Annotated in this window: 15 protein-coding genes; 10 read left to right on the top strand and 5 right to left on the bottom strand. The window is 65.5% G+C overall.

Annotation, left to right across the window (positions count from 1 at the left end; genetic code table 11):
• Positions 1-42: 42 nt before the first annotated feature.
• From ACZ47F_RS04035 to ACZ47F_RS04025, 3 genes are all read right to left on the bottom strand, one after another.
• Positions 43-2,502, bottom strand: coding sequence for a penicillin-binding protein 1A (locus ACZ47F_RS04035; RefSeq protein WP_464926013.1), 2,460 nt, complete (start codon positions 2,500-2,502; stop codon positions 43-45).
• A 233-nt stretch (positions 2,503-2,735) separates the two neighbouring features.
• Positions 2,736-3,272: a hypothetical protein gene (locus ACZ47F_RS04030; protein ID WP_464926012.1), complete on the bottom strand. Its 537-nt coding sequence runs from the start codon at positions 3,270-3,272 to the stop codon at positions 2,736-2,738.
• 37 nt (positions 3,273-3,309) lie between these two features.
• Positions 3,310-3,705, bottom strand: coding sequence for a hypothetical protein (locus tag ACZ47F_RS04025; RefSeq protein ID WP_464926011.1), 396 nt, complete (start codon positions 3,703-3,705; stop codon positions 3,310-3,312).
• 238 nt (positions 3,706-3,943) lie between these two features.
• On the opposite strand from ACZ47F_RS04025, the gene ACZ47F_RS04020 reads away from it, so the two are divergent.
• Together ACZ47F_RS04020 and ACZ47F_RS04015 are read left to right on the top strand one after the other, a co-directional pair.
• Complete coding sequence (locus ACZ47F_RS04020) at positions 3,944-4,969, top strand: YVTN family beta-propeller repeat protein (protein ID WP_464926010.1); 1,026 nt, start codon at positions 3,944-3,946, stop codon at positions 4,967-4,969.
• A gap of 10 nt (positions 4,970-4,979) precedes the next feature.
• A complete protein-coding gene (locus tag ACZ47F_RS04015; protein WP_464926009.1) occupies positions 4,980-6,032 on the top strand; it encodes a sterol desaturase family protein in 1,053 nt (350 codons plus the stop codon).
• A 46-nt stretch (positions 6,033-6,078) separates the two neighbouring features.
• Here ACZ47F_RS04015 and ACZ47F_RS04010 read toward each other — a convergent pair whose 3' ends face one another.
• Positions 6,079-6,402, bottom strand: a complete 324-nt coding sequence (locus ACZ47F_RS04010) for a DUF1840 domain-containing protein (protein WP_464926008.1) — start codon at positions 6,400-6,402, stop codon at positions 6,079-6,081.
• 314 nt (positions 6,403-6,716) lie between these two features.
• On the opposite strand from ACZ47F_RS04010, the gene ACZ47F_RS04005 reads away from it, so the two are divergent.
• The 6 genes from ACZ47F_RS04005 to ACZ47F_RS03980 all read left to right on the top strand — a co-directional run bounded on the left by ACZ47F_RS04005 (position 6,717) and on the right by ACZ47F_RS03980 (position 11,428).
• Positions 6,717-8,354, top strand: a complete 1,638-nt coding sequence (locus ACZ47F_RS04005) for a cytochrome ubiquinol oxidase subunit I (protein ID WP_464926007.1) — start codon at positions 6,717-6,719, stop codon at positions 8,352-8,354.
• A 6-nt stretch (positions 8,355-8,360) separates the two neighbouring features.
• On the top strand, positions 8,361-9,494 hold the full coding sequence (gene cydB, locus ACZ47F_RS04000; RefSeq protein WP_464926006.1) for a cytochrome d ubiquinol oxidase subunit II: 1,134 nt from the start codon (positions 8,361-8,363) through the stop codon (positions 9,492-9,494).
• 14 nt (positions 9,495-9,508) lie between these two features.
• The gene (locus tag ACZ47F_RS03995; RefSeq protein WP_464926005.1) at positions 9,509-9,718 is read left to right on the top strand and encodes a hypothetical protein; all 210 of its coding nucleotides are present in this window, start codon (positions 9,509-9,511) and stop codon (positions 9,716-9,718) included.
• A 220-nt stretch (positions 9,719-9,938) separates the two neighbouring features.
• Positions 9,939-10,259: an antibiotic biosynthesis monooxygenase family protein gene (locus ACZ47F_RS03990; protein ID WP_464926004.1), complete on the top strand. Its 321-nt coding sequence runs from the start codon at positions 9,939-9,941 to the stop codon at positions 10,257-10,259.
• 51 nt (positions 10,260-10,310) lie between these two features.
• A complete protein-coding gene (locus ACZ47F_RS03985) occupies positions 10,311-10,754 on the top strand; it encodes a BLUF domain-containing protein (protein ID WP_464926003.1) in 444 nt (147 codons plus the stop codon).
• 35 nt (positions 10,755-10,789) lie between these two features.
• Complete coding sequence (locus ACZ47F_RS03980; protein WP_464926570.1) at positions 10,790-11,428, top strand: MBL fold metallo-hydrolase; 639 nt, start codon at positions 10,790-10,792, stop codon at positions 11,426-11,428.
• Between the two features lie 22 nt (positions 11,429-11,450).
• Here the strand turns inward: ACZ47F_RS03980 and pyrE are convergent, their stop codons facing one another.
• Positions 11,451-12,137 (bottom strand): orotate phosphoribosyltransferase, encoded by a 687-nt coding sequence (gene pyrE, locus ACZ47F_RS03975; RefSeq protein ID WP_464926002.1) that lies wholly within the window; start codon positions 12,135-12,137, stop codon positions 11,451-11,453.
• Between the two features lie 120 nt (positions 12,138-12,257).
• On the opposite strand from pyrE, the gene ACZ47F_RS03970 reads away from it, so the two are divergent.
• Complete coding sequence (locus ACZ47F_RS03970; RefSeq protein ID WP_464926001.1) at positions 12,258-13,103, top strand: 23S rRNA (adenine(2030)-N(6))-methyltransferase RlmJ; 846 nt, start codon at positions 12,258-12,260, stop codon at positions 13,101-13,103.
• A 203-nt stretch (positions 13,104-13,306) separates the two neighbouring features.
• Complete coding sequence (locus ACZ47F_RS03965; RefSeq protein WP_464926000.1) at positions 13,307-13,558, top strand: hypothetical protein; 252 nt, start codon at positions 13,307-13,309, stop codon at positions 13,556-13,558.
• The last annotated feature ends 29 nt before the right edge of the window (positions 13,559-13,587 follow it).

Raw genomic sequence — 13,587 nt, 5'->3', positions numbered from 1 at the left:
AAGGCGCCATTGTAGGAAGCGCGCAAGCGGCGCCGCGCCGGTTTACGGCTGAGCGTCCGGGCTGGGAAGGATCACCCCCGGCTGCAGCGGTCCCTGCTGAGGCACCGGCTGGGCGATTGCGCCCGGGTGCGTTCCCGGCCCCAGTCCGCGCACGCTGACGGTGGACGTGCCCACCGCCACCCCGCCCGGGCCGACCAGCAAGCCGCCGCTGCCGGTGGTGACGCCGCCTGCGGCCTGCGGCGCAGATGCCGCAGGCGGTGCCGACAGCGGCATCTGCGCGTCGATGGCCAGCGGAGGAAAGTTCTGCAGGAAGTAGCCAGTCACCGCATCGGGCGAGCTGGACGCAAAGCCGGTGGCCGGGTTGACCTTCGCGGTGATGATGCCCGGCGGCACCGGCCAGGGCACATCGGGCTTGCCGGCCAGCGCGATGCGCATGTAGTCCATCCAGATCGGCAGCGCGGCCTTGGCGCCCTGCTCGCCGCGGTAGAGGTTGCGCTGGGTGTTGTAACCCATCCAAGTGACCGCGACCAGATCGGGGTTGAAGCCGTCGAACCAGGCGTCGTGGAAGTCCTGCGAGGTGCCTGTCTTGCCCGCCAGATCGACCCGGCCGAGCGACCGCGCCGCCGCCCCCGTGCCTTGCTGGATGACCGCCTGCATCAACTGGATGCTGAGAAAGGCGTTGGCCGTGCTGATGATGCGCGGCGCGTTTTTGCCGGCGACCTCCGGCCTGTGCTGGTAGATGGTGGCGCCGTGGGCATCGACGATGCGCTGGATCAGATACGGCTCGACCAGCGAGCCGCCGTTGGCGAACACGGCGTAGGCGGTGGCCATCTGCAGCGGGGTGAAGCTGCCCGCTCCCAGCACCATGGTCGGGTACGGCGGGATCTGGTCGAGCGGCAGGCCAAAGCGCGAGGCGAACTGCCGGGCATACGGAATGCCCACGGCTAGCAGCACCTTGACCGCGCAGACATTGTCCGAATGCGCCAGCGCCAGCGTCGCCGGTATGGCGCCCAGGCGCTCGTTGTCATAGTTGTGCGGCGTCCAAGGCGGCTGGCCCGGGCCAGGGTCGATGGTGATCGGCGAGTCGTCGATGATGGTGGTTGGCGCCAGCCCCTCGTCGATGGCCGCGGAATAGATGAACGGCTTGAAGCTCGACCCTGGCTGGCGGAACGCCTGGTTGACATGGTCGAACTTTTCCTGGTTGTAATCGAAGCCGCCGACCCAGGCGCGCACCGCGCCGTCATGCGGATCGAGCGATACCAGCGCCGACTGCACGTCGGGCATCTGCGCGATGCGCCAGCCCTTGGCCAGCTTTTGCAGCCAGACCACGGCGCCGCGGTCGATGCGTTGCGCCGGCGTGGCCTTAGGCGACAGCCCGACGGCGGCGAACTGCAGCGCATCGCCGCTGAGCTCCAGCGTGTTGCCAGACCCCAGCACCGCCTCGACCAGCATGGGGCTGGCATGCAGCACCACGGCCGGATGCAGGCTGCCGGCCGCGACATAGGATTTGAGTGCGCGAGTCGCCACCGTCAGCGCATCGGCGTCGTGCGGTGGCAGGTCGATGCGCGCCTGCGGCCCGCGCCAGCCGTGGCGCTGGTCGTACGCCAGCACCCCGTTGTGCACAGCGCTCACCGCAGCGTTTTGATCGCGGTCATGCAGGGTTGTGTAGACCTTGTAGCCATCGGTGTAGGCCGACTCGCCAAAGCGCGCCACCATGATCTGTCGCACCTGTTCGGCGGCATAGTCGGCGTCGACCTTGTAGCGCAGCAGGCCCTGGCCGGCCACCACGTCCAGCGGCGCCTGCATGGCCTCGTCATACTGCGCCTTGGTGATGTCGCCCAGCGCCAGCATGCGGCCCAGCACATAGTGCTGGCGGATGAGCGCCGCCTTGATGTTGGTCTGCGGATTGAACGCCGACGGCGCCTTGGGCAGCCCGGCGAGCACCGCCACCTGCGCCAGCGACAGCTGGTCGAGCGGTTTGCCGAAATACACCTGCGCCGCAGCGGCCACGCCATAGGCCCGCTGACCGAGATAGACCTGGTTGAGATAGCGCTCAAGAATCTGGTCCTTGGTCAGCTCGTGTTCGATCTTGTACGCCATCAGCGCTTCGGTGAACTTGCGCAGCGGCGTTTTCTGCGGGCTGAGGTAGAAATCCCGCGCCACCTGCATGGTGATGGTCGATGCGCCCTGCACCGCCGCGCCGTGCATCAGGTCGGCCAGCGCGGCGCGGAACACCCCGGTCCAGTCGACCGCGCCATGCTGATAGAACTGCGCGTCTTCCGCGGCGAGAAACGCCTGGCGCACCAGTAGCGGGATTTGCGCAAACGGCACCACGGTGCGACGCTGCACGCCGAACTCTCCGATCAGCGTCCCGTCTGCGGTGTAGACCCGCAGCGGCAGGTCCGGGCGGTAATCGGTCAGCTCGTTGAGTGCGGGCAGCCGCGGATACAGCATGACCACCGCGAATACCAGTCCCAGCACCACCGCGAGGACGAACAGCACGGTGCCGATCAGAATCCTGAGCCAAAGCGGGCGCTCGCGGGTCCCACTCGGGGGGCGCTTGCCGCGGCCCGCGGGCGGTTGCGAGGAGCCCGCAGTCGCGGAATCAGCAGAGGTACCCATGGTCGCGCGGCATGATAGCCGCCGCCAGCGTGATCACACCTTCCATCTCGTGACCAAATGTGACCGCGCTCGCCCCGCTGTTTGCAGCGGGCGGGCGCGATTGCCCGACGGTTTCACCGTGCCGGCGGATAGGTCTGGGGATACTGGGGAGCCGGTTGGTAAGGCGGCTGGGCCGGGTAGGACGGCGGCGGAGGCGGCGGCACGTAGCGCGGCGGGGCATACCCAGGCACCTGCGCGCCGCGCGCATACATGCACTGCTGGTATGCGATGTTGTAGGCACGCTGGGCGCTGCTTTGTGTGTCGCCAAAGGTGCCAGCGCCGCCAGCGCTGCCCGCAAGCAGGCCCAGTCCCGCGCCGACACCGGCGCCCTGACTGTTGCCGCCGATCAGCGCTCCCGCTGCGGCACCGATGCCAGTGGCGATTGCCGCCGAGGTCAGCCCCGAGTTGCTTGCGCCGGTCTGGTACTGCGCCGATTGCTGCTGCGCATACTGGCGGCAGCTCGCATCGATGGCCTGGAACTGCTCGAACGGCATGCCGGGGGCCGGCATGACCGCGATCGTCGGGCCCATGGGCGCCGTGGCGCAGCCACCCAGCACCAACAGCGCACCGAGCGCAGCGGGAAGGAGAAAGAGGGAACGGGAAACTCGCATGATGTGACCTCGAAAACGATTTGCAGAGTGCAGCGGCTCATTTACTCGGCGCAGGCGGTGGCGCAGGGGGTGCGGCAGGCACCGGCGTCCACCCGCCGGGGCAGGTTGTGACATAAGGGTAATAGCCCGCCGGATTCTGACAGACATACCAAAACGATTGCGGCGCGGGCCCTGGTGGCAGCGACTGCACCACCACCGGCCTGCGCTCGACCACCACCGGCGGGCTCCATGCGAACCAGCCGTCATCGAATGGGTACCAGGGATAGTCTGCGTCCCAATCGCCCCAGAACGGCCCGTATCCATAGACGGAGTACACCGGCAAGCCGATGCCTACACTCCAGTACACCCGCGCCTGGGCCCATCCGGGGGCCGCCAGCAGTGCCGCGGCGATGAGCGCGAGCAGCACCGCCTTGATGCGCAATATCGCGTGCATGTCAAACCTTTCGATACACCATTTGGAACGGCGCGCGCTGACGGAGTTCCTTGCGCCGTCCAGAAGCAACGGCGCAAGGCAACAGTCTGCTGACATCCGCAGGATGAAATCTCTGCAAATTTTTGTTGCGCAGGGTGCCGTCGTCTGTTTTTGGTCAACTGTTTGGCGCTGGCTCGCGTTACAGTGGCTGCAGTACGCAGCGCACAGGCGTCGCGTCAGTTCAAACCGTGGTGCCCAGATGCGTCGACTCATCCTAGTTTTCCTTGCCCTGCTCGCGCAGATCGGTTCGGCGCAGGCGCAGGCCGGCGGCGACGTGGTCGTGGTGCTCGATTCGGGCGATGCCCGCATCAGCCTGATCAATCCGGTCACGCGGCAGACCATCGGCAGCTTTGCCACGGGCAAGGAGCCACATCACCTGATGGCCACGCCCAACGGCCAGGATCTGATCGTCGCCAACGCGGTGAGCAACGACTTGCTGCTGCTCGATCCCAGAAGCGGCAAACCCATCGGCAGCGTCCCGGGCATTCCCGATCCATACCAGATCGGCTTTTCGCCCGACCACCGCTGGTTCGTGGTGAACTGCCTGCGGCTCAACCGTGTGGACATCTACGGCTACGACCAGGGCAAGTTTGTGCTGGCCAGGCGCATTCCCCTCAAGGCGTTGCCTAGCCATATGGCGTTCACCGCGGACAGCAAAACGGTGTATGTCAGCCTGCAGGAAACCAATTCGGTGGCCGCGATCGACCTGCCCACGCAGACCGTGCTGTGGACCATGAAGGTCGGCGAAACCCCGGCCGGACTGTGGCTGACCCCGGGCGACAAGACCCTGCTGGTCGCGCTGACCGGCAGCGACGCGGTGGTCGCGGTCGATCCGCGCACGCGCGCCATCATCAAACGGATCGTCACCGGCAAGGCGGCTCACAACTTCCGCTCGATGGCCGATGGTCAGCATGTGCTGGTGAGCAACCGGGTGTCGAACACCATCAGCATTCTGGACATGCAGACGCTGACCAAGGTTGGCGACATCACCGATCTGCGCCCCGGGCCGGACGACATGGAGCTGTCGGCCGACCGGCGCTGGCTGTGGGTGACTTTTCGCTTTGCCCGCTCGGTGGGCGTGATCGACATGCGCACCCGCAAGCTGGTCGATGTCATCCCCGTCGGCAAATCGCCGCACGGCATCTACTTCTACAACCGCGCGCCGTTCTACGACAACCTGCCGCCGCTGTCTGAGCTGGCGCAGCGCGTGGCGGCCGCGCACTGAAAGCACAGGCATGGTCAACCCGCTCGACTGGATTAGCCACGCCACCAGCCACCTCATCGGCGAGCTGCAGACCTGGATTTTTGTCACCCTGGTGCAGCCGCTGCTCTACCACTTCCACCTCATGGTCGATGACGACTTTGCGTACGACGGGGTACTGTGGTTTCTCGCTGGGGCGCTGCAAATTTTGCTGGTGTATGCGGTGCTGCGGCCGCTCGAGGCGCTGCGGCCGCTGGAGCGCTGGGCGGATCGCCGCGCGGTGCGCGTCGACGTGATCTACACCCTGATCAACCGCCTCGGGCTGATCAATCTGGTGCTGTTTTTTACCCTGCAGCCGGCATTCGACGGCGTGCAGGAGTGGCTGCGGCTGCGCGGCATCGACAACATCAACCTCGATACCCTCTGGCCCGGCGTCACCGACCGGCCGCTGGTCGCCTTTCTCATCTACTTCGTCGTGCTCGACTTCGCCGGCTACTGGTACCACCGCGTGCAGCATCAAATCCAGTGGTGGTGGGAGTTGCACGCGGTGCACCACAGCCAGCGCCAGCTCAGCCTCTGGGCCGATGACCGCAACCATCTGCTCGACGACGTGCTGCAGGCCGCCTACTTCGCCTTACTTGCGCTGTTCATTGGCGTGCCGCCGTCGCAGTTCGTCGCGCTGTCGCTGGTGTCTGGCGCGCTGCAAAGCCTGCAGCATGCCAATGTGCGGCTGTCGTTCGGCTGGCTGGGTGAGCGGCTGCTGGTCAGCCCGCGGTTTCATCGCCTGCACCATGCCGTTGGCTACGGCCATGAGCTCGGGCACCAGAACAACGCGCGGCTTTACGGCTGCAATTTCGGCGTGCTGCTGCCATGGTGGGACATGCTGTTCGGCTCAGCAGACTTCACCACCCCTCTGCAGCCGACTGGCATCCGCGCGCAACTGCCCCCGCCCGAAGGGCAAGGCGAAGACTATGGCGCGGGTTTTTGGGCGCAGCAATGGCTTGGCCTGCGGCGCATGATGCGCCACTTCGCCGGGCGCCTGGGCGCGCCGCGCAGCAGCGCCTCTTCCGGCGGCCACCCGGCCTGACCGCGCGGCGCAGTTCCACCCTGCGCGCAGGCGCTGGAAGTGGCGATCAAACGCCCCAGACCACCGGCGTGTCAGCCTGCTGGCAACGTTTGAGCATTTGAATGAAAGGCCAAGCGCGCTGCTTCAGCCCGATGGGCTGCGCCGTCGAAACCACCTGACCATCGGCTGCCGCCGACTCCTGTGCCGCTTTGCGCGCCTGTTCCTCCTGCGCGATGGCGGCTTCGAGTGCGGCAATCGCCGCGGGCATTTCCGCCGGTTCGATGATGCCCTGCGGCCCGGGCTGCTTGCCGATGATGGACAGGATCCGCTCGGCCGGGCCGGCGTTCATGAACAGGTCGCTGTCGGCCTTGGATTGAAATTTGTAGATCATGGGGAGGCTCCGCTGTGATCGACGCCGATGTGCCGTCTATGCACCGCATTGTGCCGATTCGGCCGGCTGCATGCGCGCAATCCGGCGACCGGGTGCACCCTTTTGTGTGCCCAGCTGTGCGGCTGCGACGATTCGTCGCACCGTTTTTGGCTTCAGCGAGCCGGATTCGGCCTAGGGAATACCCCGACCTTGCGCCAAATCAAAAAAACGAGATACATCGGCGCCTATTCTTGCTGTGAAGTTCTTGCGCATGGCGCGCTACTCTGCGTGGCCTGCAGTCGGGGACTGACGGATCGATACAACAGGAGCGCCAAATGATCGACACCCTCGTCGTGGACTTGTCGCGGTGGCAGTTCGCCGCCACCGCGCTGTACCACTTTCTTTTTGTTCCCCTCACCCTGGGCATCAGTTTCATGATCGCGGCGATGGAGACGGTCTATGTCACCACCGGCAAGACCATCTACCGCGACATGACCCAGTTCTGGGGCAAGCTGTTTCTCATCAACTTCGTCCTCGGCGTAGCCACTGGCCTGACCATGGAGTTCGAGTTCGGCACCAACTGGTCGTTCTACTCGGGTTTCGTTGGCGACATTTTCGGCGCGCCGCTGGCGATCGAAGGGCTGATGGCCTTTTTCATGGAATCCACCTTCATCGGCATGATGGTGTTCGGCTGGAAACGCCTGACCAAGGGACAGCATCTGCTGGTCACCTACCTGGTGGCGATCGGCTCGAACCTGTCCGCATTGTGGATTCTGGTGGCCAACGGCTTCATGCAGGATCCGCAGGGCGCGGCGTTCAACCCCGTGACCATGCGCATGGAGCTGACCAACTTTGGCGCGCTGATCTTCAGCCATGACGCGCAGGCCAAGTTCGTGCACACCAGCATTGCCGGCTATGTGACCGCGGCGATTTTCGTCGCCGGCGTCAGCGCCTGGTACATGCTGCGCGGGCGGCATCTGGATCTCGCCCGCCGCTCGTTCCGCATGGCGGCGCTGTTTGGCGTGCTCTCGACCGCCGGTGTGATCACCCTGGGTGACGCGCTGGGCTTCGTCGGCGCGCATGCGCAGCCGACCAAGCTGGCGGCGATGGAGGCGATGTGGCAGACCGAGAAGGCGCCCGCGCCGTTCAATCTGGTGGCCTGGCCGTCGCAGAGCGAGCAAAGGAATGTCTGGTCGATCCAGATTCCGTATGTGCTTACCCCGCTGCTGACCCACACCATGACCGAGGTCGTGCCCGGTGTCGACCAGCTCGAGGCGCAGGCTGCGCAGCGCATCAAGAACGGCATCCCGGCGGTCGAGGCGCTCAAGGCGCTGAGCAAAAACCCGAAGGATGCTGCTGCGATGGCACAGTTCAAGGCGCATGAAAAGGATCTAGGCTATGGCTTCCTCGTCACCCGCTACGCGCCGGATCAGGACGTGTCCAAGGCGACCGATGCCGACATCGCCAAGGCGGCGAAGGACACCATCCCGCAGGTCAGCGTGATTTTCTGGACCTTCCGCGTCATGGTGGGGCTCGGCCTGTTGATGCTTGCCTACTTCATCTACGCCACCATGCTGACCATCAGTGGCAAGCTGGAGGCGCCGCAGAACCGCTGGTTCCTCAAGCTGGCGCCGTGGATGATTCCGGTGCCGTTCATCGCCTGCGAGATGGGGTGGATCGTGGCCGAAGTGGGCCGTCAGCCGTGGACCGTGTTCGGCCTGCTTCCCACCTGGATGTCCGCTTCCAGCCATAGCGTGGGCTACATGATCTTCTCGCTGGTCGGCTTCGTCTCGCTGTATTCCATTTTCATCGCCGTAGAAATGTACCTGATGGTCAGGGCGATCAAGCAAGGACCTGAGGAGCACGGCACGCCTGCAGCGCCCGCCGTCCCGCCTACCCGCAAACCGCTGCCGTCGTTCGGAGGTGGCTTCGCTCCCACCCCGGCCGCTCCGATGAGCGCGCACAAGGAGTAATCGATCATGGACCTCTATCTCATTCTTCAAGTCTTGTGGTGGGTCTTGCTTGGCGTGCTGTTCGTCGCCCTGGGCACCATGGTCGGCATGGACATGGGTGTGGGTACGCTGCTGCGCTTCATCGGCAAAACGGACACCGAACGTCGCGTGATGCTCAACGCCATCGGCCCGCACTGGGACGGCAACCAGGTGTGGTTCATCCTCGGCGGCGGCGCGATTTTTGCCGCGTTTCCGCTGATCTATGCCACCTCGTTCTCCGGCCTGTATGTGGTCATTCTGCTGCTGTTGTGGAGCATGATCGTGCGCCCGCTGGGGTTTGAATACCGCAGCAAGATCGCCTCGCCGGCCTGGCGCAATGCCTGGGACTGGACGCTGCTGCTCAGCGGCGCGCTGCCGATGATCATTTTCGGCGCCGCCATGGGCAATATGCTGCTGGGCGTGCCCTTCCACTATGAGTGGAACCTGCGCTCGGTCTACACCGGCAGCTTCATCACCCTGTTCAACCCGTTTGCGGTGCTGGCCGGGCTGCTGTCGCTGTCGCTGTCGGTCTACATGGGCGGGGTGATGATGATGGGCCGCGCGCCTGAGCCGATCGCTGGCCGTGCCCGCACCGCCGCAGGCTATGCTGCGCTGGCTGCGATCGCGTTGTTTGCCGTGCTGGGCGTGTGGGTGGGCATGCTCAACGGTTACAAGCTCGTGGACTTCCCCGGCGCCGGCGTGCCACAAACCCCGCTGCAGCAAACGGTCGAGTTCGTGCCCGGCGGGTGGCTGTCGAACTACAAGTCCTACCCCGTCCTCTGGGCGGTCCCGCTGCTCGGATTCGCCGGCATGTTCCTTGGCTGGATGAGTGTGCGCGGCAACAAGCCCATCCTGGCTTGGTGGCTGGGCGCGCTGTCATGGGTTGGTGTGGTGGGCACCATTGGTGTGGCCATGTTCCCGTTCCTCATGCCGTCGAGCTCCAACCCCTCGCAAAGCCTCACTCTTTGGAACTCGATCTCCAGCGAAACTACTCTGCTGTGGATGACCGGCTGGGCCGTGGTGTTCGTGCCCATCATCTTCTGGTACACCAGCTGGGCGTTCTATGTCATGCGCGGCAAGGTCGATCCCCGCGAAGTCGAGGCCGACCCGCACGCCTACTGAACAAGGACTCCATCATGAAGAACTTTCTCTACTTCCTGCTGTTTCTGTTCATCGCGATGATCGCGATCGTCATCGGCGTGATCATCGGCGACTACGCGTCTTGGTACTTTGCCTGGATCGTCGGCACCGCGATGATCGTGCTGGTGTCTGCGGCCTCTGGCGCGTTTTTCGACGCACAGGAGGACGATCGTCGCAACGGCGCCGCATCCGGAGGCGGGCACTGAGCACGCCGCACAGCGCAGACACGGCGCCACCCGTGTCTGCGTCCGCCTCGGGCCAGGGTTACCTGGCCTTTTTTGTCACGCAGCCAGGTCAGGCTCGCGGCATCAATCGTGTGAACAGGCCCGACTAACCCCTGTGCATCGCCGGGCGGCTTCACCCGTTTTACGATGCGTGGCCTGCCGTCTTTGTGCCGGTCCGGTTTGTCCACCATGAGGAATCTCCATGCATTACGTCGTCGCCAACCGCATTCCCGTGCGCGCTGCGTTTCGCGCAGAGTTTGAAGAACGCTTTCGCCAGCGCGCCGGCGAGGTGGAAAAGCAGCCCGGCTTCGTTCGCATGGAAGTGCTGCGCCCGGTGCAGGACGACGGCCTGTACGTCGTCCTCACCCATTGGGAAAGCCGCGAGGCCTTCCAGAACTGGATGCGCAGTGACGATTTCAGACGCGCGCACCAAAACCCCAACCCGCTGCCCAAGGAGGCCTTCGGCGACGGTGGCGGCATCGAGCAGCATGAGGTCATCATCGCCGCAGGCAATGGCATCTGACCGCTTCCTATCGCCGCTGGACGGGCAGTGTCAATCTCGATGAGGACTTCCATGGACCCGATGATCCGCATGATCTATGCCAGCCGCATCACCCAGCTCGGGCCGGCCGACGTGCATGACATTCTCAACAGCTCCCGCCGCAACAACCCGGCGCTTGGGCTATCGGGCATGCTGGTGTTTGCCGATGGATACTTTCTGCAGGCGCTCGAAGGCGCGCGCTCGCGGATCAATGCCCTCTACGCGCGTATCCTGCGCGACAGGCGGCACACCGATTCGGTGATCCCGCACTACCGCGAGATCGACAAACGGCTCTTTGGCGATTGGTCGATGGGCTATGTGCTCAGCAACGACAAGAACCGCAGCCTGTTTCTCGCCTACTCGCTCGACGCACGGTTTTCCCCTCTGACGCTGAGCGGCACCGCTGCCGAGCAGCTGCTGGGTGAACTGGCCGAGCACGCCCGCATCATCGGCGCAGCAGCCGCAACAGCGGTCTGAGCAGCGCGGCTTGCGCGATGGATAAAGACATGTCCCTGCTGCGCTACCGTACCGTTCCCGTCACCCCGTTTGCACAGAACAGCTGTCTGCTGTGGGATGCCTCCACGCGCGAGGCGGTGTGTACCGACCCCGGCGGCGAGGTAGACCGGCTGTTGCAGATCGCGCAGCAGGAAGGGCTGACCCTGCGAGCGGTGTGGCTGACCCATGCACACATCGACCACGCCGGTGGCGCGGCCGAACTGGCGCGGCGCGCCGGCGTGCCGATCATCGGCCCGCATCCGGGCGACCAGTTCTGGATCGACGCCCTGCCGCGGCAGGCCGCGATGTTCGGCTTTCCGCCGGCCGAGGCGTTCACCCCCGACCGCTGGCTGGCCGATGGCGACATGCTGCAGCTCGGAACCCTGCAGTTCACCGTGCGCCACTGCCCTGGCCACACCCCGGGGCATGTGGTGTTTCACCAGGCCGAAGCGCGCCGGTGCTGGGTCGGCGATGTGCTGTTTGCCGGGTCCATCGGCCGCACCGACTTTCCTGGCGGCAACCACCAGCAGCTTCTCGACAGCATCACCGGTCGGCTGTGGCCAATGGGCGAGGACACCGTATTCATTCCCGGTCATGGGCCCGAGTCCACGTTCGGCGAAGAGCGCCGCAGTAACCCCTTCGTCGGCGGCATGTAGCAAAAACGCCGCGGCGGGGCGCTCACACGCCGTAGGTCTCGCGGTAGCGCTGCACCGCGGGGCGCCAGCGCGCCAGCGCCTCGCTGCCGCTGCCTTCCAGATAGGCCAGCAGCGTGCCCAGGTTGGCAATGGCGATCACCGGCAGGCCGTATTCGCGGCTGACATGCTGCACCGCGGAGATGTCCAGTGCCTTGCCGTCGATCGCGGCCTTTTCCTGGCGGTCCAGGGCGATGAGCACGGCGGCCGGCTCGGCGCCTGCGGCGCGGATCAGCCGCACCGATTCGCCGGTGGCGGTGCCGGCGGAAATCACGTCGTCGACGATCACCACCCGGCCGCGAATCGGCGCGCCCACCGTGGTGCCGCCTTCGCCGTGGTCTTTGGCCTCCTTGCGGTTGTAGGCAAAGCCCACGTTGCGCCCCTGCCGCGCCAGCTCGACCGCCAGCACGGCAGCGAGCGCAATGCCCTTGTATGCCGGGCCAAACAGCAAATCGAAGGACACGCCGCTATCGAGCAGGGCGCGGGCGTAGAACTGCGCCAGCCGCCCGAGCATGGCGCCGTCGTTGAACAGGCCGGCGTTGAAAAAATAGGGTGAGTGCCGCCCTGCCTTGGTGGTGAAATTGCCAAAGGCGATCACCCCGCTGTCGACGGCGAAGCGGATGAAGTCCAGGGCATTGCGGTCGGGCTGGCCGGAATCGGAAGCAGAGATCATGATGGTTAAACGAGAGTCGATGACTGCGCGCGCCGCAGGCAGGCGGGCGCATGGCCAGCCGCATTGTGCCGCAGCGTGACGCTGCGCCATGCGGCCTCCCGCTTGCCCTACATTACTCCCATGCTCGCCTACCGACACGCTTTCCACGCTGGCAACCATGCCGACGTACTCAAACACCTGGTGCTGGTGCAGGTGCTGCAGCACATGAACCGCAAGGACAAGCCCTATTGGGTGATCGACACCCATGCCGGCGCCGGAGCGTACGCGCTGCACGACCCCGCCGCGCAGAAAAACGCGGAGTATGCCGACGGTATCGGGCGGCTGTGGAGCCGCGACGATGCGCCCAGGGCCGTGGCCGACTACTTGGCAGTGGTGCGCGCCTTCAATCCAGACGGCCAGCTGTTGGCCTACCCCGGCTCGCCTGCGATCGCCCAGCGGATGATGCGAGCGCAGGACAGATTGCGGCTGTTCGAGCTGCACCCCACCGACCATCGCGTGCTCGATACCACCTTCGGCGCGCAGCCCGGGGTGCAGGTGCGCTGCGCCGACGGCTTTGTCGCGCTCAAAAGCCTGCTGCCGCCGCCAGAGCGTCGCGCCGTGGTGCTGCTCGACCCATCCTACGAGCTCAAGACCGACTATGCCGCGCTGCGCCAAGCCCTGACCGACGCTCTGCGGCGCTTTGCCACCGGCACCTATGTGGTGTGGTACCCGGTGCTGCAGCGGCGCGAGTCGCACCTGCTGCCGCAGCAATTGCGCCGCATCGCCGCTCAGGCCGACTGGCTGGACGTGCGCATGCAGGTGCGTGCGCCCGGTGCCGACGGCTTCGGTCTGCTGGGCAGCGGGGTGTTCGTGATCCACCCGCCCTGGACCTTGCACGCCACCTTGCGGGCGCTGCTGCCCTGGCTGACCGGGGCGCTCGGCCAGTTCGGCGGGGCGCATTTCACGTTGGAGCAGCAGGCGAGCTGAGCTGCGCTGCGCCAGCCCCATGTTTGCCACTGCCGACAGGCGCGACACCATGCTCGCCGTGGTGCATGCCGAGGCCGGGCAAGCGCCAGTGCATGACCACACCTGACTGCGCGGCAACACTCCATGCGGCTTGACCCGGCCCAAAACGGCGGTCTTGCCGCGCCAATAGACTGGCACGGATTCCACTTCCCAGGAGCCCCTGCGTGCGTCACGTCCACATCGCCATCCTCGGCGCCGGGACGGCCGGCCTGACCGCGCTGTCCCAGGTGCGCAAGCACACCGACGACTTTGTCATCGTCAACCACGGCCCCTACGGCACCACCTGTGCCCGCGTGGCCGGGGTGCTCACCCTGCCGTTCTATCACCCCGTGCTCGAAGAGGGCTTGTGCGCGGCGCTGCGGGGATTGGCGCGAGCAGTGTATGGTGAGGCGCCGCTCGAAATGGCGCGGCTGTAAGCTGGTTTCTACTTGCCTTCGATCTCTTC

Source organism: Thiomonas islandica (assembly GCF_055383445.1).
This window is presented reverse-complemented; position numbering and strand designations above follow the sequence as displayed.